The sequence below is a fragment of the Dactylosporangium roseum genome (assembly GCF_025264685.1).
GTDB lineage: Bacteria > Actinomycetota > Actinomycetes > Mycobacteriales > Micromonosporaceae > Dactylosporangium > Dactylosporangium roseum.
Genome location: NZ_CP073721.1, coordinates 7757099 through 7777220, shown reverse-complemented (window position 1 = coordinate 7777220; position 20122 = coordinate 7757099). Strand labels below are relative to the sequence as shown.

Genomic DNA, 20122 nt, shown 5'->3' with positions numbered 1-20122 from the left:
TGAGCGAACCGTAATGTTGCCGGCTCAGCTCTCCACCCAACTGTCGGGGCGGATCGTCAGCGTCTCTCGTACTCCCTGTTCTCGACTCGAGGAAGATTAGTCGGCGATGGAGAGCATGTCTAGTGTCTCCAGCACAGATTCTCTGGGTGATCCACCGAAGCTCCGGGGAAGCGCCGCTGCCCGCCTGGCGCCGGGCGCCTCACGGGAACGACCGCTGAAGCGGCTGCCGCAGCGGCAGATGCCCGGCCACGGTGCTCAATCCGCCGGGCACGCCGACATGGTCGTCGATCGCGCGGGGCCGGTCAGCGGCCGCCGTGGCGCACCGGCCGGCGGGCAATCGGGCCGTCGATAACCGCTGGCACCGCCGGGCCCCCGCCAGCGGCGCCGCCCGTTCGACCGTCGCGCCGCAGCCCGGCGGGACCGCCACTGACGCCGAGATGAGCGGCGCTGACGACCGCGGCGGTTACCCAGGCTGGCCGCCGGGTATCAGGGTGGGGTGACGTTGCGTGACGAAACCGGCGAGCGTGCACGGACCGCAGACACCATGCGCAACACCGCGCAGCAACTGGAAGAGGCCGAGGCGACCTTACATCGCAGTGCCCGCCGCTCCCCGGACGCGGCAACCGGGCAGCGACTGGACCGCCTCGGCGACGCCGTGACCGCCGAAGCGCAGGCCATCGACGAAGGCGCTGACCGCATTACCGGCGCCACCTGACCCCAACCCCGATAGCGGCCGCCGGCCAGGGGGACGGCGACCCGCCGGCGCGTTCCGCAACCGGCTCGAACCGGACCGGCGGTGGCAGGACGAGCGGCCGACCGGTGCCTGGTGGGGCCGGGCGCTGTGGGCCTCGGCACTGCGGCGGCCCGCGTACGGCCGTCGATGCGCGCAATCGTGATGCCGCCGCACGAGCCGTCGACCGGCGGCTGCGACGGGCCGACCGCCTCCGGGCCCAACGAAAACCAGGGCGCCGAGTCGACGCTCGCACCGCTGTCCGCGCTGCAGCACGCGCAGCGGTTGGACTCCGCCGGCGACACCACCTCGTTGATTCCGCCCACCGGCCGCTGATGCGTCGCCGGCCGGGCCGACCCGGCCGGCGACAGTGACCGGCCGGCCGGTTCGCATATGCGCGGTCCGGCGTTTCGGGCGCCCGGCATCAAGGCGACGGCCGTCATAGGGCGTGCGCGCGAACTGGCGTAGGCTTGGTCCGCGGCCCGTGGTAATGCGGCCGCGTGTGGCCGGGGCGACTACTCCTTCTCGCCTTCACCCGCCGTTTCTGCGGCGCTGGTTCGGAGGTCTCTGTCCAATGCAGGTCATGCAGTTCAAGCCCAGGCCCGATCGTCGGCACGACTCGACGGGTCCGGCGAACGTGAAATCGGCCGCTGCGGCGCCGGCCGGAGCGACGATCCATCCGATCGGCGTCCAAGCCGTCGTCCATGCGCTGCGGGCCGCGGCCGAAATGGCCGGGTTCGCACCTTCCATCCTCGACAGCCAGCCATGGCGGTGGCGACTGACCGGCAACACCCTGGCCCTGTACCTCGACCGCGCCTGCATCGACCATGACGTCGATGTCGACGGCCGTTTGGCCATCATCAGTTGCGGTGCGGCCCTGCATCACGCACGGATCGCGCTGGCGGCGGCGGGCTGGCGGCTCACGATGAACCGCCGGCCGGACCCCGCCGACCCGGACCGGCTCGCGTCGCTGCGGCTCGAGGAGCGCTCGCTGGCCGAGCCGGCGGGTGCGGCGCTCATGAGCAGCATTCCCCTGCGCCGCACCGACCGGACGCCGGTTACCGGCGTGCCGATCGCAGCCGCGCAGCTCAAGGCCGTCACCTCCGCGGTGCGGGCCGAGGAGACGTCGCTCCACGTGCTCTACCCGGACGAGGTGCTCGAGCTTGCCCGGGTCGCCTCTGGTGGCCTGCCCGTACCGTCCGGATCGGGGGACCGCTCGATCGGCGTCGGGCCGGCGGGCCTCGCCGATGGCCGCGGCGCGACGTTCGCGCTGCTATACGGCCACACCGACGAGCCGGAAGACTGGCTTCGCGCGGGCGAGGCGCTGTCCGCCGGCTGGCTGACCGCGACCGCCGCCGGCGTCTCCGTCCTGCCGCTCAGCGCGGCCGTCGAGGTGCTCGCCACGCGACAAGCGGTCCAGATCATGATCGGCTGCGTCGGCTACCCGTACCTGCTGCTGCGCCTCGGCCATGCCACCATGCCGCCGTCCGGCCCGCGCCGCGCACGGGCGGCCCAGGTCATCGATCGACGCTGACACCGCCGGTTCGCGAGGCCACCGCCGCAGCGACGGCGAAACCGTTGCCTTCCAACGAAAGCCTGTGACCGGCGAGCGCACCGTGAGCCTCGTCCCGTCCCCCCGTGACCGCTCGGCTGAACCAGCCGATGCCCGCAATGCCCGAGGCGCGTGCCGCGGCCACAATGGATGGTTCATGGGTGCGCTACGGCCGAGCCGAGGACCGTTGTGCGCCTCGCAACAATGACCGGTCCGCGATCGGCGACGGCGACGCGCTGGTCCGTGTACACGCAGCCAGGGTCGGGGCATTGCGCTTGCCGAGAATGTCATCCGGCTGGTGGGGAGCCTTCTCGCCGGGGATCCCGCAATCTTGATTCTGACGGCCATGGCGGTTGGGACGGCCAGCGGTCGCTAGCGATGATCGCCGGTAGTGCTACTGCGCAGCTCGCCGATCGTGGGCACGGCAGTTGGTGCTTCCACTGCTCCGCCACCGACCTGCTCGGCCCCCCCAGAACGCGCCCGCCGCGGCGGCTACCCCTCGCAGGCCACGCGAACCCAAACCCTCTGATCCGTAGTGTGCTACGGTATTGAGGTTGCAGTTTTGATTTCCGTAGACGTTTTTAGCGCCTGGTGGGTATCTGAACCCGATCCAGGCGCTTTTTGTATGTCGTGTCTTTCCGACGCGGGTGATCAACGCGGCGGCGCGAGAGTCCGCATGGTGCGGTCTCTTACCAGCCTGCGAAGGAGCAGACATGGCTTTCGGCACCGTGAAGTGGTTCAACGGCGAAAAGGGCTTCGGTTTCATCAGCCAGGACGGCGGCGGCGACGATGTCTTCGCCCACTACTCGGCGATCTCGGCGAGCGGCTTTCGCAACCTGGAGGAGAACCAGCGGGTGGAGTTCGACATCACCCAGGGCCCGAAGGGTCCGCAGGCGGCGAACGTTCGCGCGCTCTGATCCACGCTTTTCCACGGCGGCTCGCTGGTTCAGCGGGCCGCCGTTCGGCGCTGCACCTACCGTCATCCGTCCAGGTTCGTACTTGCGATGTCCCGTGGCCTGCGGCCCGTGCCTTCCCCGCGACGCGCCGTTTGAGGAAGGCACCACATGACCACGACGATCATGCCGCCGCAGCGGCGACGACTGCGCACACCTGACACCCGCCCGGCGACGGCCCCCGGCACCTTCGCCGAGTCCGGCCTCGACCGGCGTCTCGTCGCCGCGCTGCGTTCCCGGGGCCTGACCGCCCCGTTCCCCATCCAGGCGGCCACGCTGGCCGACGCGTTGGCCGGCCGCGACATCCTCGGCCGGGGGCAGACCGGTTCCGGCAAGACCCTCGCCTTCGGCCTGCCGCTGCTCGACCGCCTGCGCAGCCGCCGAGCGACCCGGCAGCGGCCCCTCGCGCTCGTGCTCGTACCCACCCGCGAACTGGCCCAACAGGTCACCACGGCGCTCGCCCCGTACGCGCAGGCGCTCGGACTGCGCTGCGCCACGGTCGTCGGCGGCCTGTCGCCGCGTGCGCAGGCGGCCGCCCTGGCCCGTGGCGCCGAACTCCTCGTCGCCACTCCAGGCCGCCTCGCCGACCTCGTCCACCAGGGACACTGCCGACTCGATATGGTCGAGATCGCAGTCGTCGACGAGGCCGACCAGATGGCCGACATCGGTTTCCTTCCCCAGGTCACCGCGCTGCTCGACCAGGTCCTGCCCGGCGGGCAACGCATGCTGTTCTCCGCCACCCTGGACGCCGCCGTCAACAAGCTCGTCCGCCGGTTCCTCGCCGACCCGGTCACCCACAGCACGGACCCGCCCGCCGCGGCCGTCACCACGATGGCCCACCACCTCCTCGAGGTCGGCCCCGCCGACAAGGCCGCCACCGTGGCCGACATCGCCGCCCGCAACACGCGGACAATGATGTTCGTCGCCACCAAACACGGCGCCGACCGGCTCGCCCGGCACCTCACCGCCACCGGACTGCTCGCCGCCGCGATCCACGGCGGCAAGTCGCAGGGACAGCGCACCCGGGCCCTCGAACAGTTCCGCAACGGCGCCTTGCGAGTCCTCGTCGCGACGAACGTGGCCGCCCGCGGCGTGCACATCGACGATCTCGACCTGGTCGTCAACGTCGACCCGCCGGCCGACGGCAAGGACTATCTGCACCGCGGCGGACGCACGGCCCGCGCCGGACGCAGCGGAACCGTGCTCACCCTCGTCTCGGCCGACCAGCGCCGCAAAATCCACCACCTGATGGCCAGCGCCGGCATCCAGCCGCACTGCACGACCGTGCGCCCCGGCCATCCCGCCCTCGCGCCAACGGCCGCCCACGACGCAGGCAGGACCCGCACCGTTCGCTAGCCGGACACCCCGCCGCTCGGGTCTCACCGACCGGATCACATCCGTGTAGCGGTACCCGTCGCGGATATGACATGACAGGCCTCATCCCCGAATCAGAGACGAGATCACCCGTGACTGCTGCGTTCAGTGACCGTACGACACCGTTCCTTGCTCCACCCACCGCCCCGGAAGACGCCGTCGCGTCGCGCGCGTCCGACCGCGGCGAGGTGGCGATGCACCGGCTGCGCCACCCGTTCGTCGTTGTGGCGGCCACGGTGCCGCGCGCCCAACAGAAGTGATGACACCGGCCCCGCGCGCCGTGAGCTTGAACAGGTTCCGTGGCTAGGTCGAGCAGCGTGAGCCCCAACACCCAGGGCCGCCGACAGCGGCGATAGCACTGATTGCAACCATCGCGAACGCGCTGTCCGCGGCATGAGAGCTCAGCCGATCCGTAAGACGGCTTAGGTGTGCGTTGTAAGACCTTATGGTCGACGAAGGGGCGAAAGCACTCGCCGTGCTGACCGCCGACCGCGGCGACACCAGCGCCCTGCACGACCTGGCCAGACGGCGGGAAACGACCGGTAACAGCGTTGACGCTGAGGCACTGGCCGTGCCGGCCGCCGACTACGGCAACACCGAAACGTTGTGGTTCCTGGCATGGTTACGCGAACAAGCCGCAGACGCCGACGCCGCAGAGGCTTTGGCCGTGCAAATTGTCGACCGCGGCGGCAACCCGGCCGTGTTCGACGCTCTAGCCGTGATGCGGGAGATAAATGGAGACACCGCAGGCGCGGAAGCCCTGTTCCAGCGAGGCGCGGACCGCGGCCGCACCGGCTCGCTGCTGAGCCTGACGGGACTGCGGCGCCGGTCCGGCGACACCGAGGGTGCAGAAACCGTGTACCGGCAAGCCATCGATCGCGGCAACACCCACGCCCTGCAAGAATTGGCCGAACTGTGCACGGATGTTGGGAACAACGTTGGCGCCAGCCAGCTTCTCCGATTTGGGTTGACTGAAGACGGCGAGGCCGCGTCGCGCCCGGCCCGTGACGACCGGTGACCGTCAACCAACGCGGGCTCGCGCGCGCAGAGGACTACGGGCACCCGTGCAGTCGACCTCGACCTCGACCTTCGACAGGGGCAAAGACCGGCTCCTTCGGGGTCGAACGCGACCACGCCGCCGCGGGAGAGCAGGTGCCCGATGGCGGTGAGGACCAGGCCGCGGTTCAGGGCGATCCCACCGGCGTCCTCGCCGACCAGGCCGACATCACACCGCGCCGCTCGCTGCGGATCGCCGGCATCGCCCCTGGTTGGCGCTGGCCATGCCATCATCGGGCTGTTCGTACTGGCCTCGGTCGTTGCGATCGCCGTGTGTGGACGCTCGGCCGGGTCGTAGACCGCTGGACGGTGCGGCTCTCGCCCGGCCCGACCGAGGAGCCACAACAGCGGCGTCGGCCCGGCGCAGCGACGTCGTTCCGCTCGCCGCCGAGTTGGAGAGCGGAATGACGCCCGAGGCCTGCGAGCGTCGGCGCGGCAATCTCCCGATCGATCACTCGTCGTCGCGGCGGCGCAGCAGGAGCATGATGGCGACGATCCCGAAGCCGACGAGCAGCGCGCCGAGCGCGATCAGCACCCGGCTGACACCGCCGCTGCTGACACCACCGAGCGGAATCCACGGTCGGCCGGGATCCGGCGTGGGGCCGTTCGGGTCGGGCGCCGGCCCGGCCAGCCGCAGAATGGTGGCAATCCAGGCCAGGGCCAGGGCGATCGCCGCAGCAGCGGCACCGGTCACAAGCCTGCGGATACGCCGGGCGCGGCGGCCGGTGTCGTCGACGAACAGCGGCTCCTGCTCGGCCAGCCGCTGCCGCACAGCGTTGACGCCGCGGTGGACGTGGACGTCGGCGGTGGCGGTCGAGCAGCCGAGCCGCTCGGCGATCTCGGCGGAGCTGAACCCCGCGACGTGGCGCAGGACGGTGGCGTTGCGCTGCTGCGGCGGCAGCGCGAGGAACGCCGTGTAGATCTCGCTGACGAGCAGCGCGTCGAACGGCTCGTCCTTGGCCACGCTGAGGTCCTCGAGCGGCTGGCAGTGCCGGCCGTCGTGCTCGGGCAGCGTGTGGTCGGGGAGCCGGCGGGCCGTATCGGCGCGGTCACCGACTCGCCGCCGCGCGACGACATAGGTCCAGCGCACCGGGTGGTCGACGGTGGACCAGTTCGTCCAAGCCGCCAGGAACACCTCCTGCACGATGTCCTGCGGGTCGACCCGGGACTCAGGCAGCCGGTATCGCCTGCACAGCTTGCGCACGAACTTCAGCAGCGCCGGGTGGTGCTCGATATAGAAGCGCGTGAAGCGCTCGTCGACGTCGGGTGGCAGGCCGGCTGCGTCCACCTCGTCGACCTCCGCGAGCTGTTCGAGGGTCATCGCTGGGCATCCCGGCCGGGCGCGGTCGAGACCAGCATCGTGACGGTGCCCTTCGGGTCCCGGCTCACGATACGGGTCCCGGGCGCCAGCGCGGCGGCGTTGCGCACGAACTCTGCCCGGTCGCGCAGCATGCGGCGCTCGATCAGCAGCGCCGCCAGCCGCCAGACGCCGTGGGCGCCGAGCAGCGCCGCGCCGAACCCGATCGGATCGATCATGCCCGTCCTCCATCAAGTCGTCGGCCCCGCAGGGGTGGGGCTCGTACTCCTTGTTGAGGGCGTAGCGCAAGATTCCTTTACCGCAATCATCAAGGTTCTTTGGTGGGCGGCGCGACCAGTCGAACCGGGGGCTCGCCACCAGGGTCAACGCCTGCGGCCATGGAACCCGACAGCTCGTGCAGACTGGTCGGCTGAGCGGTGCTGTTCGCATAACCTCCAGGACGGTGGCGGGCAGCCGTGCCCGTTACCTCGTGGGCAAGATTGCTAGCGGCCAGCTCTACCCGGCCACCGCCAGCGGCACCGCAAGCCCGCGTTCACGCGGGCTTGCGCGCGGGTAGGAGGGCCGTGACCTTGTGCTGGTCGGCGCCGCGGTCGAGCAGCGCCAAGATCGCGAGCGGGACTGACAGCAGCAGGAGGCGTGTGGAACGGTATGGCTCACCGGAGGCTGGGAGCCTCCACCGTCGCATGTGCCAAGGGCACTGGTGAGTAGCCGATTCGGCGGCCCTCGATGTGAACACGGTTCCGTCGACCACCGTCACGCGCAACTCGTGGTCTTCGGGACCTGTTGCTGAAGCAGTTGCGCGGTTGCCGCCACGCTTGTTTTCCAAAGCGTCCGGATCGATCAGGCTGGCGTACATCACCTTGCCGTTGTCGAGAATGCCGCCGGTCAACGGTTTGTGGACGATCCGCCCGTACTCGTCGGCGAACGCTCGCGGCTGGGCTGGGTCGTTGGTGACAGCGTCGGCGGCACCGTGAACCTGACCTGGGCGACCGTGGCGAGTTGTTGTAGCGGCTTGTGTTCGGCGGCGCGGATGCCGTCCGGGTGGTTCAGCCGCGGCACGTTGGGCGCGGGCCGTGGCGGTGTAGGCGCCGGTGTGGGGAATGTCCCGTGATGCTTGTCTACACCGTAGACTTAGTCTACGGTGTAGACGTGAGCGCGACCGCAGAGCGTCTCCTGGCAATAGCGCGGGAGATTGTGATTGACGAAGGTGCCGACGCGGTAAGCATGCGGCGCGTGGCGGCAGCCGCCGGTGTCACGCCCATGACCATCTACCGGCATTACGCCAATCGCGAGGCACTGCTGAACAGCGTCGCGCACGCCTGCTTCGCCGAGATCGGCCATCGCTGGACGCACCGGCCCCGCTCAGCGGATCTCGATAAACGGGTGATCGAGCTACTCGACGATCATCTCGATTTCGCGCTCGGTCAACCCCGCCTGTATGACTTCCTCTTCACGGAGCGGCGCGAAGGCGCACGCCGGTGGCCCGACAACTTCCGGGACGGGGGTTCGCCGTCCCTGAACCTCGTCGCGGACGTGGTACGTGATGGCATCCGCCGCGGCGAGTTACGTGATGAGGACGAGTGGGAGCTCGCCCTCATGTTCGCCGCGATGATCCACGGGCTTGTTCGGCTCTATGGCGCAGGCCGTATCGATCTGTCCGAAGAGGAGTTCCGCGCTCTGTGTCACCGCTTCGTGGGAAGGATGCTTGATGGGTTCCGTGCTTGACATGGCCCGAGGACGGCCGGCCAAGAAGTCACCGGAAGCATCCGTGGCTGCGGAACGGGCCACGCCGCTGTGGGTGCTGGTCCTTGCGACGGCGACGTCGGCGGTGTTGCTGTGGTTCGGCACCGGGCTGAACCCGATAAGCGGTTTGACGTGGCTCGCGCCACTACCCCTGTTCGCGGTGGCTGCCCGCGCGTCGAGCTGGGCTGCGGCATGCGCCGCTGCTCTTGCATGGTCGGCCGGAGAGCTGAACATGTGGACGTACTTCCGCGACGACCTCCAGATGCCTGCGGGAGTCGTCGTCGCCTTCCTCGCCTTCCAGGCCACCATGTTCGCCGGCACGATCGTGCTCTTCCGAGCCCTGATGCGGCGGCGGCGCGTGGTTCTTTCCGTACTCGCGGCACCCGCGGCGTGGGCGGCGGGCGAGTATTTCATGTCGCTCGTCTCGCCTGGCGGCGCCTTTCCCGGCCTCGCCTACACCCAGGCGGACACGCTGCCCGTCATACAGTTGGCGTCAGCGACCGGGGTCTGGGGAGTCAGCTTCGTCCTGATGGCCACACCCGCGGCGCTCGCGGTTCTCTGCGTGCCGACGGTCGCGCGCGCCGCATGGCCGAAGGTCGTTGCCCTCGTCGCCGTCCTCTCCGCCGTCACGCTTGGGTACGGGTTCTGGCACCTTCACACCATCGAGTCTGCGCCGTCTGTAACGATCGCGCTGCTCGACGTGCGGCAATCGGAGGACTCGTTGCCGCTGAGGTCGCCGGAGGGCCGCACGGTACTCGATACGTATCTCGAGCAGCTTCCCGCCCTGGCGTCCTCCGGGGCAACGATCGCTGTCCTGCCGGAGAAGGTGTTCAAAGTAACGAGCACCGACATCGTGGACCTCGGAGATCGCCTCACCGTGGCCGCTGCCGTCAATCGAACGACGATCGTGATCGGCCTGACTTTCGAAGACGATACGGGCGTGCACAACGTTGCCATGGCCTACACCGCCAACGGAGCCGTCCGATACGACAAGCAACACCTCGTCCCCGGCTGGGAAGACGACTTCACGCCCGGAAACGAACTCGTATCGCTGCCGGACACCCAGATAGGTCTGGCGATCTGCAAGGACATGGACTATCCGGCACTCGCACGGCGATACGCCGGGCAAGGCGTCAGCGTGCTGCTCGTGCCCGCCCTGGACGTCGACCGCGACGGATGGCTGCACAGCCGCTCCGCGATGGTGCGTGGAGTCGAAACCGCCGTCCCCATCGCGCGCTCCGCGGGCCGCGGTCGTCTCACCGCATCGGACGCCAACGGGCGGGTCCTCGCCGACATCAGGACGACAGCCGGCACAACGGCCACGACCGTCACCCTTCCGGCAGGACCCTCCACCACACTCTACGTTCGGCTCGGCGACTGGTTCGCCTGGCTCTGCAGCGTTCTCACAGCGCTGGCGCTAGTCATGCTCTACCAACGACCCCGACTCGGCGCGGCGTCGCGGCCAGACCGCAGCCACCGCCACAGATGACCATGTCCGTTCTCAGAATGCTACTCATCTGTGGAACCCGGGCTTTCCCCGGTCGCTGTTATGCCCGACGGGTTGGGTAGGCATCGTTGGTCTCGGGAAGGGGCGCCGTTGCGTTGCGGATCGACGAACGCGTATACCCTATGTTGGGGCCGCAGTCAGATCGCTTGGGTGAACTCGGCGAACGCCGCAGCAGCCATCCGTGTAGCCCGCGAAGCGTCGATTCTGGGTTCGTAGTGGCCGCACCGGACGGCGGTTTCGCGGCGATCTGGGCCGGAACCGGAGCGTCGGCACACGGCGCCGGCGGGTCGGGTCGCCGACCCGACCCGCTTGGTGTGGCCGAGCGCCGGCGCGCTTCCGCCTTTTCGCATGCACGGCGCTGCCGCCTCAGTCGTGCTGATCCGAGGCGCCCACGATGCAGGTGACGAGGTCAGCGTCGGGGCTACGGCGTTGCCGCGGATTCGGGTCGCCACACGTCAAGACACGCGGGCCGGACGGCGTACGCGGGCGGCCAAATGGCATCAGCAAACGAACTGCACCTCGGGGTAGCGCACTGTTGGCCCGTTCAGGAGCCGGTCGCCGCGGTGGCGCAGGTACACGTCGAAGTAGGCCTTGAGGTAGGCACGCAGGATGACGATGGCGCGTTGTCCGTCGATAGCTCCGAACGCCGCAGCGAGTCGTTCTGCGGATATGCCGAGGGTCGAGGCGGCCTGTGGCACCAGGACGGCGACGTCTTCGAAGGTGGCGTGGGTTGAGCCGATCAGACTGAGCCGCAGTTTCGGCCCTCGATGGCTGGCCCAGAACGCCGCCCAGGTGTTCGCCTGGAACGGGTCGAGGTTCTGCTTACCGAATAGCAAGAGCGGGCGGGTGCTGCCGGCTCTGGCCTCTGGGGTCCAGAGTGTGCCGTCCAGGTTGACTCCGGCGCTGATACGGGAGTCGAGGTGCATGGCCGCAGCGGTGGTGGCGCCGCCGTCTGAGTGGCCGAACATGCCGATGTGGTTGAGGTCGAGTGTGCCGCGCAGGCCACGGGGTAGCGGCCGACGTTCGGCATCGGGGTTGTCGCCACCATTGATCGCAGCGAGTTGGTCGAGGACGAAGCGAGTGTCGCGGACTCTGGCGTCGACCGCCTGGGTGGTCAGTCGCAGCTCGTTGTCATGGGTGAGTTCGGGGATCGCCGTGGTCTCCAGGCGTCCGTCAGGGAGTCCGACGACACGGGCGTCGTGGATGTGGTCGATGGCTACCACGATGTAGCCGTGACTGGCGAGGTCTTCGACGAGGCCGGTGTTCTCGGTGCGTCCGCCACCCAGCCCGTGCGAGTAGAGCACCACGGGCCGTCGGCCTGCGTGCCGGGCCATCGGAGCGCCGACATTTGCGTGGGTCGATGGCCAGCTTAGCACCCCGGCGGGCAGGCCGTTCGACTGTTCGTACGCGGCCACCGTGGCGGGTTCCAGCCACGGCGCGAGTGGGTACCCGTCGACCGCGGCGGCCGGGTACCAGAGCTGGATCATGAGTTCTCGGAACGGTTGAGTGGGTACCCACGGGTCGGGACGGGACGGGTCGACGAGGTGCAGGGAGACTGTGCCAATACCGTGCCGACCAGTCGGTGCGGGCAGCCTGAGCTGAACTGTTGGCGGCGCGGAGGCTGCCGCGCGTGGAGCCGCGGCCATCGGTAGACCTGAGGTCACGACGATGCCGACCAGCAGCGGCACGAGTCGTGCCAGCCGGCCGATCCGTCGCCACGGTGAGCGAGTTGAAACACGTCTGGACATACATTTCCCTTCGGTGCGTGGTGCAGCTCAAGGGCAGCAGGGGCGGCGATCCTTGCGTGGTGGCCATGAGCGCGCCGGTGCGGGTGGCGCGGATTGAGGAGGTTGCGCGGCGAGGCCACTGGTGGTGGGTGGCGCGCGTTCCGAGCGAAGGTGGCGACCTGGGTCCGTGGACACCATGTGCTGTAACGCCATCGTGCTGGAGTGCGCCTCGCAGCGATTCGCCGTGGAGCGCCGCACCGCAGCCGAGGTTGTCGAGCCCGACTGGGCGGTGCACGTAGGTCGACCCGACACCGACGGACCGATGGGCGCGGCGGACAAACCTGCGCCACCGTCGCACCACACGTTGCGGCGCGGCCGCACTACTGCGGTGCACTTTCCGCACCTTGACTGCGCCGGCCGCCGCCGGCGTGGATGCGGGGTTGCAGATGCCCCGATGGTGGCTGCGGTCTGGTTTGACACCACCCCCATCTAACGCAACGAAGACCTGCAGCACAGTGGGCTGTACCCGTGAGTCGGTTGTACGGCTGGCCCCACCGCGAAACCTGCCTTCGCCGCGTACGGTTTCGAAACAGGCGCCAGTAGTACTTCATTAGGTCGGTGTGTCCCGCCCCGGGTTTGATGGAGACATCGAACACCCGGAGGATTCACCGTTATGCCGGCACCGAAGAAGTACAACGATGAGCTGGGTGAGCGCGCGACCCGGTTGGCGGTCGAGGCCCGTCGCGACCCGGCGTCCGCAACCGGCGCGATCCGGCGGATTGCGGATCAGCTCGGGGTTCATCCGGAGGCGTTGCGGACGTGGGTGAAGAAGGCTGAGACCGACGCCGGTGATCGGCCGGGCACGACCAGCAGCGACGCCGAACGTATCGCCGCGCTGGAACGGGAGAATCGTGAGCTGCGCCGGGCGAACCAGATCCTGAAGTCCGCCGCGAGTTTCTTCGCGGCGGAGCTGGACCGTCCGTCGCGATGAGGGTCGAGTTCGTCGACTCTCAAATAGGCCGAACACGGTGTCCAGCCGGTCCTGCGGGCACTTGAAGATACGCCGGCACGGATCGCACCGTCCACCTACTACGCTGCCAAGACCCGCCCCGCCAGCACCCGCTCCCGCCGCGACGCCGAACTGACCGTGATGATCAAGCAGATCCACGCGGAGAACTACAGCGTCTACGGCGCCCGCAAGGTCTGGCACGAGCTGCACCGACGCGGTGTCAAGGTGGCCCGGTGCACCGTCGAACGGCTGATGCGCTCCGCGGGCTGCTGCGCGACAAGTCGCCTCGCACGACCCGACCGGCGGCCGAGACCGGGCGCCCTTGTGACCTGGTCAGACGCGACTTCACCGCCACAGCGCCGAATCAGGCTGTGGGTCGCGGACCTGACCTACGTGCGCACTGCCGTGGGCTGGGTGTATGCGGCGTTCGTGCTGGACGTGTACTCCCGCATGATCGTCGGCTGGCAGGTGTCCACGAGCCTCTACACCGATCTGGCGTTGGACGCGTTGAAGACGGCGATCTGGCGTCGGCAGAGTCGGGGCGCTGACCTGCAAGGACTCGTACACCACTCGGACCGGGGCGTACAATATCGAGCGATTCGTTACAGTCAGCGGCTCGCCGAAGCCGGCGCTGTCGCCTCGGTCGGCTCCAAGGGCGACTCCTACGACAACGCCATGGCCGAGGCGTTCAACTCCCTCTACAAGGCCGAACTCGTCCGCAACAAAGGACCCTGGCGCGGGTTCGACGACATAGGGTGGCCACCATTGAGTACATCGACTGGTACAACAATCGGCGCCTGCACGGCGAACTCGGCCACATCCCGCCTGCCGAGCACGAGGTACTACACGCGATGACCCAGCCGGTCACCGCATCCCTGGAAACCAGCTAACCAACTCTCCATCAAACCCGGGGCTTGACAGCCGGCCCGGAGCATTTGCACGAATCGTTTGAACTGGTCTCGGGTCAGCGTCGACCGAGATGGCCGTCCGGGGCGAACTGGTGTGCCAATTAATGGGTTTCTGTGGGTAGTGATGTGGTGATGCCGCCGTGGCAGAGGTGGATCATTTCGATGAGGTTGTCGAGGTCGGCGTAGCCGTGGGAGCGGCGTTGGATGAGGCGGATGCCGGCGTTGATGCTCTCGAGGAGCGAGTTCGACAGTTGGAGGTGGATGGCGTTGAGGATGCCGGTGCGGTGGCGGCGCAGTCGCCGGGCGAGGGTGACGAAGGCGTTGATACCGCTGCGTTTGGCCCGGTTGATCCAGCGTCGTAGGTGGTCGGCTGCGTCGCTGGTGGGGACCTGGTAGAGGCGGCGGAGGTCTTCTTTGAGGCGCCAGGCGTGGTGGATGCGGGGGTGTTTGCGGCGGAGCTGTTCGATGATCGCGGTGCGGGTGGGGTCGTGTTGCCCGGCGGGCTGGCGCAGGGCGCCGCGGGCCTTCTGCCAGGTTTGGGCGGGTGTCAGTCCAGCCACGGCGATCTTTACGCCCTGTTCACGGCAGGTCTGGTAGGCCAGGTCAAGCGCTTCGCCGGCCCATTTGATCACGTGGAACGGGTCGAGGCAGATCGCCGCGTGCGGCACGTGGGTGGTGGCGGCGCCGCGGTAGATCGCGGTCATGTCCATGCTGACCGCCTCGATCCGGGCTCGGCCGTCCTCGCCGAGAGACTCCAGGAATCTGCCGAAGACGTCCTGCCTGCGGCCCTCGCCGACGAACACCACCCGGCCGGTGTCGTGGTCGGCGACCACGGTGAGGAACTTGCGGCCCCGGCGGTAGGCGATCTCGTCGACGCCGATGCGGTAGATCGCGTCGAGACGCTCGCTGTCCAGGTGGGTATCGACGAGCCTGGCTACGAGGTGGTCGACGGTCTGCCAGGTGGTGCCCAGCAGCGCGGCCGCGGCGCTCTTGGACATCCGTTTCGCCAGCCAGCAGGCCATATCCTCGAAGTCGCGGGTATGCCGGGCGCCGGGCCGGGCCCACGGCATCCACTCGCTGCGGACCTGCCCGCAGCCGCGGCAGTCGACCCGGCGGATCTCCGCTTCGATCACCACCCGGTACCGGCCGAAGTCGACATGACGCCACTTCCTGCGGGAACGGTCGTACCGGGCCCGGCTGGTCCGCCCGCACGGGCAGACCAGCACCTGCGAGCGAAGCCGGACCTGCACCACCATCGCGGTATCCGTGAAACACACGTCGTCCACAACCGTTCCCTCGAAGCCCAGCAGACGGTTGATCACAGCAGCGGCGCGCACGTGGATCCCTTCGCTCACAACGGTCTTCAGCAACCTGGTGAACGAACCGGCATCCCATGCGCGCCGCCATTTTGTCCGTTACAGCCCCCTATCCCCACCCACAGAAACCCACTAATTGGCACTGGTGTTCGATGATCTCTGGCGCGACGAGTTGGTCGGCCGCGTCGAGGTGGCCCTTGGTGAAGACTTCGTCGAAGAGCCGGGTGAAGGCCTCGATGCTCATGATCGCACCTGGTTGGTGGGGCGCCGTGTGGCTAGAGCCACCGGCGTACGCGGGACTGATAGTCGGTGTAGGCCTGGCCGAATCGCTGGGTGAGGTAGTGCTCTTCGGGGCGGATGACCAGTTGGCGCACGGTGACGATCACGAGCGGCCACAGCGCCAGCGGCCACCAGGAGCCGAATAGCAGTGCCAGACCGAGGTAGGCGATGGCCAGGCCGGTGTACATCGGGTTGCGGGACAGCCGGTAGGCGCCGCCGGTGAGCAAGGTGGCGACCGGACGGTGGGGCACGATCGTGGTGCGGTGCCGGATCACGGCGGCGACACCAGCAAAGGCCAACGTCAGCCCGAGGACGGTGACGACCGCCCCGACGACTGCGGTGGCGGGACGCCCGCCGAGCGGGAATGCGACCACGCCGTTGACCGCCATGCCGCCAGCCAGACCGGCGGCGTAGTACAGCGGTGGCGGTATGAAGATCACTCGGGCACCCCGCTGCGCTGCTGTGTTGGCCGACATCGGCACTCCTTTGGTAGAGTTAAACTCTAACCAATAGAGCACTACACTCGTGCGGTGGCTGTCAAGAGGCGATACGAGTCGGCACATCGACAGGAGCAGGCCCGGCAGACACGCCGGGCGATCCTGGACGCGGCCGCCGCCCTATTCGTCGAGCCCGGCTACGCGGCCACCCCGCTGACGGCCATCGCGGCCGAGGCGGGGGTGGCGATCCAGACGGTGTACAAGGTCTTCGGTAGCAAGCAGGCGCTGCTCTCGGCGCTGGTCGACGTCACGGTGGCTGGCGACGACGAGCCCGTGGCGCTGCCCGACCGCCCGTTCGTCGCGGAGATCCGGGCGCTGACCGAGGCGCGCTCAAAGCTGGGCCGCTACGCCTGGCACCTCGTCGAGACCCATGCCCGGCAGGCCCAGGTGATGCTCGCCCTCGCCGCTGCCGCGACCGCCGATCCGGAGGCCGCGGCGATCTGGCGCAAGAACGTCGACGATCGCCGCAACGGCATGACCATGTTCGCCGCCGAACTCGCCTCGACCGGCGAACTGCGGCCGGAGCACACCGTCGACACCGCGGCCGACGTGCTGTGGCTCGCCATGGACGTGCGTAATTACGACTGGCTCGTGCGCCAACGCGGCTGGCCGCCCGACCGCTTCCAGCGCTGGTACGTCGACACCGTCGCCGCAGCGCTGCTTACTGCGCCGGGATCGCCGGCGCCTGTAGAGAGCGCTTGATCAGGTGCGCTGTCATCGGCTACTTGTTTCACTTGATGTACGACCTCAGCCCGGCCAGGCTGGGTCGAGGTGACCAGCGGGTAGCTCTCTTTCGGCTGTCCACAGCGACTCGGGGTGTGACTCTCATTTGGCATGCGCCCGCTGGCCACCGTGGCCGGGAGCGGCTCAAGAGGGGTATGCCCAGCTCGAATTAGCGTTGCCCTCCTCGCCGATCGTCCACAGTGTACGAACGAGGAGGCGTAAGCGGATGAGCCGTGTGGTGATCGGGATGGACCCGCACAAACGGTCAGCCACCATCGAGGTGATCGACCAACGGGAACAGGTCCTCGCGAAGGGCCGGTACGGCACGGACACCGGTGGCTACACGCGAATGCGCGAGGCCGGCCGCCGTTTCGTGGATCGGACGTGGGCGGTGGACGGTTGCGCCGGGATTGGCCGGCACGTCGCGCAGCGTCTGGTCGCTGACGGCGAGACCGTCGTCGACGTGCCGGCCAAACTGTCCGCGCGGGTGCGGGTGTTCGACACCGGGCAGGGTCGAAAGACCGATCCGGTCGACGCGCACAGCGTTGCCGTGGCTGGTCTGCGCAGCCCGGGACTGCGTCAGATCCAGGCCGACGACACCGCAGTTGTGCTGCGGCTGCTGGTCGACCGCCGCGACGAACTGGGCCGGGCCCGCACCGAGACCGTCAGCCGGATCCACCACCTGCTGCTTGAGCTTGTTCCCGGCGGGGCGAAGAAGTTGCTCACGCGTGGGCAAGCCAGTTACCTGCTGCGCACCGCACCGGCGCCGGTCGGCGTCGTGGCCCAGACCCGCCACCAGCTCGCTCGCGAGCTCATCGACGAGCTCACCACGATCGACGCCAAGATCCGGACCGCGGACAAACAACTGCGCGAGTTCGTCACCGCGACCGGCAGCACCCTCACAGAGCTCAATGGTATCGGCCCGTCCGGAGCGGCTTGACTGCTCGGTGATGTCGGCGACGTCGACCGCTTCCGCACCGCCGCCCACTTCGCGTCCTGGAACGGCACCGCCCCTATCGAGGCATCCTCCGGCGATCAACGCCGCCATCGGTTGTCCCGGGCCGGGAACCGGCGCATCAACCGGGTCCTGCACATCATGGCGATCGTCCAACTCCGCCATGACACCCCGGGCCGCGCCTACTACCGCCGGCGTCTGACCGAGGGCAAGACCAGCATGGAAGCGCTGCGCGCGCTCAAACGCCAGCTATCTGACGTGGTCTTCAAACGCATGGTCCGCGACGCGAGGAAGGCTTGAGCGGGGGCGGCGGGTCCAGCCGGACAACCGGGAGCGACTCTGCAATCCAGCGCGGCCAGCCCAATCCCGATAGCTGGCACTTCGGACAAGTCACACGCTGAACCCGCCTCCGACGAGCCTACAGCATCGCCCGCCTCAACCTCTTGACCTAGAGGGGAGCCAGATCCGGATGCGTATCGGCTGCGGTGGTGCAGTCAGATGGTCGGCGGCCGGTTGCGGTGGGGGCCCGGACGGGGGTCGGGTTGGCGGTGGTGCCCCAGTCAGGGTGCGGGGACTGGGGGGTGCGGCTGGCGCGATGGAGCCAGCAGCCCGGACGGCCGGCGCTGTCGCGGACGTCCGCACGGCGATGCGACCCGGCAGATGATCTTCACTGAAGACGGTCGGCGCCACCGTGGATCACGATCCGGGGACTCTGCTTGATCTTGGCTGACGCCATGGTGCCCAGTGCAAGATCCAGACCAGCCCGTACGGACGGATCCCCACCAGCATGCCCCGACCTGGACCGTTGCGAAACAGTGGATCCCTTTTGGAACACAACAGGTCCACAGTGGACGAAACGTGAGAGGCGGTTGATCTACGTTTCCGCAGGTCAACCGCCTCTTGATGGTGCGCGCCCGAAGGGACTCGAACCCCTAACCTTTTGATCCGTAGTCAGACGATCCGTGCAGTCCCCTAACCGCTTAACATCTCACGAAAGCGTGTGGTTTCGCAAGGGCTCCGTACTCGAACGGTGCGGCGCGTATCCGCAGGTCCACGCGATCTCACGTCCCGTCGGCGCGACCGGGCTCGCGAACATTGGACGTCCGTGCTGGTTTGGCACAGGTTGTGCTCGACGGTTGCGCTACGTCCGATCACGTTAGGAACACAACGCGATCCAACGACCGATCCAGCGTTCAACGGCGGACACCCTCCGGCGCAGCCTCCTGTGGGACGGATAGGCAGGATCTTCAAGACCTAGTGATCTTGCGCGCCCGAAGGGACTCGGGCCCCTCAAGACAATCGGTTACCGACGCCCGGATGCCGACCTTGCCTGCACTGATCACGCCACTCTCACGCGACTGCCACTCCCCGGCGTCATCTGGCCGATAATAATACATGTATTGTTATCGGCTATGACGCGTAAGAGGACGTCGGAGGAGGATCGAGGGCACGGCAGACGTCTGGGACGCCTGATCGCCGAGCGGCGCGAGCGCAGGCAGCTTTCCGCTCCGGATCTTGCGCGCGACTCGTCGGTCGCCATCGATACGGTTCGTAGTCTGGAGAACGGTCGGGTCCCGACACCGGCGTTTCTGACCGTCGCTCGTCTCGCTCGAGTGCTCGAACTCAGCCTCGATGAGCTACACGTGCAGGCGTCCCGGGAGGCCGATCCGGTGGACAGCGACGGGCGCCAGACGCCATGACGCGGGCGATGCACCTTAGCGACAGTGGGCCGACGGTGGTCCTTGCCCCGGTGGGATACCCGGAAAGAGTGCTTGCCTGGGGGCGTAGCTGGCAGGTTGGCACGGCCGCGTATTGGGTTACGGTGACCGAAGCTGCCGCCGCAGACGGAACGTTGCGCCGTGGGCCGCATCGTCATCGCCTCGGAAGGAATCTTGCCGAAGAGGTGGCGGCGTGCCTGCTGGGCGGTCACGGCATGCCCTACGAGACCGGGCTGGCCGCCTTCCACGCGGTTCGCGACGCCGGCTTGCTGACCCGCTGCGCAGACGAGGGTGAGCTTGAACGGGTGCTACGGGCGCCACTCGATGTCAGCGGCCGCACCGTTCACTACCGCTTCCCGGCCCAGCGTGCCCGCTGGCTGGCCGCCGCGCTGCGCTACGTTTCTACCCAGCGGCCTCCCACCATCTCACACGAACTGCGGGACTGGTTGTTGCCGGTAGCGGGCATCGGCCCCAAAACCGCCGGATGGATCGTGCGTAATCATCTGGGCAGCGACGAAGTGGCGATCATCGACGTGCACGTGCTCCGCGCCGGCACAGACGCCGGCGTGTTCGACCCGGCCTGGAGACCGACAGTCGACTACCCACGGCTCGAAGCGTTCTTTCTGGCCTGGGCCGGTCAGGGCGGGGTTCGGGCGGCCGATCTCGACGCGGTCATTTGGTCCGAACGGGCGCACGCGGCCCGGGTCCCAGGAAGACGCGCCGCCGTGGAGTAACGTCGCCGGAAGGAGCGGGATCG

General features: G+C 68.4%; 23 protein-coding genes and 2 pseudogenes. 18 read left to right on the top strand and 7 right to left on the bottom strand.

Annotation, left to right across the window (positions count from 1 at the left end; genetic code table 11):
* Window positions 1-496: 496 nt before the first annotated feature.
* From Drose_RS36540 to Drose_RS36510, 7 genes are all read left to right on the top strand, one after another.
* The gene (locus Drose_RS36540; RefSeq protein ID WP_260725760.1) at window positions 497-715 is read left to right on the top strand and encodes a hypothetical protein; all 219 of its coding nucleotides are present in this window, start codon (window positions 497-499) and stop codon (window positions 713-715) included.
* A 165-nt stretch (window positions 716-880) separates the two neighbouring features.
* Window positions 881-1066 carry a hypothetical protein gene (locus Drose_RS36535; RefSeq protein WP_260725759.1) on the top strand — a complete coding sequence of 62 codons (186 nt, stop codon included), beginning with the start codon at window positions 881-883 and terminating at the stop codon, window positions 1064-1066.
* 247 nt (window positions 1067-1313) lie between these two features.
* Window positions 1314-2264: a nitroreductase family protein gene (locus tag Drose_RS36530; RefSeq protein ID WP_260725758.1), complete on the top strand. Its 951-nt coding sequence runs from the start codon at window positions 1314-1316 to the stop codon at window positions 2262-2264.
* Window positions 2265-2995: 731 nt separating this feature from the next.
* Entirely contained in the window at window positions 2996-3199 is a 204-nt protein-coding gene (locus tag Drose_RS36525; protein ID WP_260725757.1) for a cold-shock protein, read from the top strand.
* Window positions 3200-3346: 147 nt separating this feature from the next.
* Window positions 3347-4591 carry a DEAD/DEAH box helicase gene (locus tag Drose_RS36520; protein ID WP_260725756.1) on the top strand — a complete coding sequence of 415 codons (1245 nt, stop codon included), beginning with the start codon at window positions 3347-3349 and terminating at the stop codon, window positions 4589-4591.
* Between the two features lie 110 nt (window positions 4592-4701).
* Complete coding sequence (locus Drose_RS36515; RefSeq protein WP_260725755.1) at window positions 4702-4869, top strand: hypothetical protein; 168 nt, start codon at window positions 4702-4704, stop codon at window positions 4867-4869.
* A gap of 185 nt (window positions 4870-5054) precedes the next feature.
* A complete protein-coding gene (locus Drose_RS36510) occupies window positions 5055-5627 on the top strand; it encodes a hypothetical protein (protein WP_260725754.1) in 573 nt (190 codons plus the stop codon).
* A 489-nt stretch (window positions 5628-6116) separates the two neighbouring features.
* Here Drose_RS36510 and Drose_RS36505 read toward each other — a convergent pair whose 3' ends face one another.
* From Drose_RS36505 to Drose_RS36495, 3 genes are all read right to left on the bottom strand, one after another.
* Entirely contained in the window at window positions 6117-6986 is an 870-nt protein-coding gene (locus tag Drose_RS36505; protein ID WP_260725753.1) for an RNA polymerase sigma factor, read from the bottom strand.
* Window positions 6983-7201 (bottom strand): hypothetical protein, encoded by a 219-nt coding sequence (locus Drose_RS36500; protein ID WP_260725752.1) that lies wholly within the window; start codon window positions 7199-7201, stop codon window positions 6983-6985. Before Drose_RS36500 ends, Drose_RS36505 begins: the two co-directional genes overlap by 4 nt.
* Window positions 7202-7515: 314 nt before the next feature.
* A complete protein-coding gene (locus Drose_RS36495) occupies window positions 7516-7872 on the bottom strand; it encodes a hypothetical protein (RefSeq protein ID WP_260725751.1) in 357 nt (118 codons plus the stop codon).
* Window positions 7873-8132: 260 nt separating this feature from the next.
* On the opposite strand from Drose_RS36495, the gene Drose_RS36490 reads away from it, so the two are divergent.
* Both Drose_RS36490 and Drose_RS36485 read left to right on the top strand, forming a co-directional pair.
* Window positions 8133-8708, top strand: coding sequence for a TetR/AcrR family transcriptional regulator (locus Drose_RS36490; RefSeq protein ID WP_260725750.1), 576 nt, complete (start codon window positions 8133-8135; stop codon window positions 8706-8708).
* Window positions 8692-10215: a nitrilase-related carbon-nitrogen hydrolase gene (locus tag Drose_RS36485; RefSeq protein WP_260725749.1), complete on the top strand. Its 1524-nt coding sequence runs from the start codon at window positions 8692-8694 to the stop codon at window positions 10213-10215. The genes Drose_RS36490 and Drose_RS36485 overlap by 17 nt, the downstream gene beginning before the upstream one ends.
* Window positions 10216-10733: 518 nt before the next feature.
* On the opposite strand, the gene Drose_RS36480 is transcribed toward Drose_RS36485, so the two are convergent.
* Window positions 10734-11720, bottom strand: coding sequence for an alpha/beta hydrolase family protein (locus Drose_RS36480; RefSeq protein ID WP_260725748.1), 987 nt, complete (start codon window positions 11718-11720; stop codon window positions 10734-10736).
* A gap of 913 nt (window positions 11721-12633) precedes the next feature.
* Between Drose_RS36480 and Drose_RS36475 the strand changes: the two genes are divergently transcribed.
* From Drose_RS36475 to Drose_RS36465, 3 genes and pseudogenes are all read left to right on the top strand, one after another.
* Window positions 12634-12951 carry a transposase gene (locus Drose_RS36475; protein ID WP_260725747.1) on the top strand — a complete coding sequence of 106 codons (318 nt, stop codon included), beginning with the start codon at window positions 12634-12636 and terminating at the stop codon, window positions 12949-12951.
* A gap of 51 nt (window positions 12952-13002) precedes the next feature.
* A pseudogene (locus Drose_RS36470) lies at window positions 13003-13647 on the top strand (IS3 family transposase); the annotation flags it as partial.
* Between the two features lie 77 nt (window positions 13648-13724).
* Entirely contained in the window at window positions 13725-13859 is a 135-nt protein-coding gene (locus tag Drose_RS36465; RefSeq protein WP_260725746.1) for an IS3 family transposase, read from the top strand.
* Between the two features lie 119 nt (window positions 13860-13978).
* On the opposite strand, the gene Drose_RS36460 is transcribed toward Drose_RS36465, so the two are convergent.
* From Drose_RS36460 to Drose_RS36450, 3 genes are read right to left on the bottom strand one after another with little or no spacing between them, the layout of a single operon-like run.
* The gene (locus tag Drose_RS36460) at window positions 13979-15247 is read right to left on the bottom strand and encodes an ISL3 family transposase (protein ID WP_260723251.1); all 1269 of its coding nucleotides are present in this window, start codon (window positions 15245-15247) and stop codon (window positions 13979-13981) included.
* A gap of 55 nt (window positions 15248-15302) precedes the next feature.
* On the bottom strand, window positions 15303-15437 hold the full coding sequence (locus tag Drose_RS36455) for a hypothetical protein (RefSeq protein WP_260725745.1): 135 nt from the start codon (window positions 15435-15437) through the stop codon (window positions 15303-15305).
* 31 nt (window positions 15438-15468) lie between these two features.
* Window positions 15469-15948 (bottom strand): methyltransferase family protein, encoded by a 480-nt coding sequence (locus Drose_RS36450; protein WP_260725744.1) that lies wholly within the window; start codon window positions 15946-15948, stop codon window positions 15469-15471.
* Between the two features lie 54 nt (window positions 15949-16002).
* On the opposite strand from Drose_RS36450, the gene Drose_RS36445 reads away from it, so the two are divergent.
* The 6 genes and pseudogenes from Drose_RS36445 to Drose_RS36425 all read left to right on the top strand — a co-directional run bounded on the left by Drose_RS36445 (window position 16003) and on the right by Drose_RS36425 (window position 20099).
* Window positions 16003-16671: a TetR/AcrR family transcriptional regulator gene (locus Drose_RS36445; RefSeq protein WP_260725743.1), complete on the top strand. Its 669-nt coding sequence runs from the start codon at window positions 16003-16005 to the stop codon at window positions 16669-16671.
* Window positions 16672-16918: 247 nt separating this feature from the next.
* Window positions 16919-17632, top strand: coding sequence for an IS110 family transposase (locus Drose_RS36440; protein WP_260725742.1), 714 nt, complete (start codon window positions 16919-16921; stop codon window positions 17630-17632).
* Window positions 17633-17779: pseudogene (locus Drose_RS39280) on the top strand (transposase); the annotation flags it as partial. It lies immediately after the preceding gene.
* 9 nt (window positions 17780-17788) lie between these two features.
* Window positions 17789-17947, top strand: coding sequence for a hypothetical protein (locus Drose_RS36435; RefSeq protein WP_260725741.1), 159 nt, complete (start codon window positions 17789-17791; stop codon window positions 17945-17947).
* A gap of 1112 nt (window positions 17948-19059) precedes the next feature.
* A complete protein-coding gene (locus tag Drose_RS36430) occupies window positions 19060-19347 on the top strand; it encodes a helix-turn-helix transcriptional regulator (protein ID WP_260725740.1) in 288 nt (95 codons plus the stop codon).
* Window positions 19348-19469: 122 nt separating this feature from the next.
* Window positions 19470-20099, top strand: coding sequence for an 8-oxoguanine DNA glycosylase (locus Drose_RS36425; protein ID WP_260725739.1), 630 nt, complete (start codon window positions 19470-19472; stop codon window positions 20097-20099).
* The last annotated feature ends 23 nt before the right edge of the window (window positions 20100-20122 follow it).

Excerpts from the sequence above, each read along its gene's own strand:
- Drose_RS36535 (WP_260725759.1), top strand. The coding sequence starts at position 881 with ATGCGCGCAATCGTGATGCCGCCGCACGAGCCGTCGACCGGCGGCTGC.
- Drose_RS36530 (WP_260725758.1), top strand. The coding sequence starts at position 1,314 with ATGCAGTTCAAGCCCAGGCCCGATCGTCGGCACGACTCGACGGGTCCG.
- Drose_RS36525 (WP_260725757.1), top strand. The coding sequence starts at position 2,996 with ATGGCTTTCGGCACCGTGAAGTGGTTCAACGGCGAAAAGGGCTTCGGT.
- Drose_RS36520 (WP_260725756.1), top strand. The coding sequence starts at position 3,347 with ATGACCACGACGATCATGCCGCCGCAGCGGCGACGACTGCGCACACCT.
- Drose_RS36510 (WP_260725754.1), top strand. The coding sequence starts at position 5,055 with ATGGTCGACGAAGGGGCGAAAGCACTCGCCGTGCTGACCGCCGACCGC.
- Drose_RS36505 (WP_260725753.1), bottom strand. The coding sequence starts at position 6,986 with ATGACCCTCGAACAGCTCGCGGAGGTCGACGAGGTGGACGCAGCCGGC.
- Drose_RS36500 (WP_260725752.1), bottom strand. The coding sequence starts at position 7,201 with ATGATCGATCCGATCGGGTTCGGCGCGGCGCTGCTCGGCGCCCACGGC.
- Drose_RS36485 (WP_260725749.1), top strand. The coding sequence starts at position 8,692 with ATGGGTTCCGTGCTTGACATGGCCCGAGGACGGCCGGCCAAGAAGTCA.
- Drose_RS36480 (WP_260725748.1), bottom strand. The coding sequence starts at position 11,720 with ATGATCCAGCTCTGGTACCCGGCCGCCGCGGTCGACGGGTACCCACTC.
- Drose_RS36475 (WP_260725747.1), top strand. The coding sequence starts at position 12,634 with ATGCCGGCACCGAAGAAGTACAACGATGAGCTGGGTGAGCGCGCGACC.
- Drose_RS36455 (WP_260725745.1), bottom strand. The coding sequence starts at position 15,437 with ATGAGCATCGAGGCCTTCACCCGGCTCTTCGACGAAGTCTTCACCAAG.
- Drose_RS36450 (WP_260725744.1), bottom strand. The coding sequence starts at position 15,948 with ATGTCGGCCAACACAGCAGCGCAGCGGGGTGCCCGAGTGATCTTCATA.
- Drose_RS36440 (WP_260725742.1), top strand. The coding sequence starts at position 16,919 with ATGAGCCGTGTGGTGATCGGGATGGACCCGCACAAACGGTCAGCCACC.
- Drose_RS36435 (WP_260725741.1), top strand. The coding sequence starts at position 17,789 with ATGGCGATCGTCCAACTCCGCCATGACACCCCGGGCCGCGCCTACTAC.
- Drose_RS36430 (WP_260725740.1), top strand. The coding sequence starts at position 19,060 with ATGACGCGTAAGAGGACGTCGGAGGAGGATCGAGGGCACGGCAGACGT.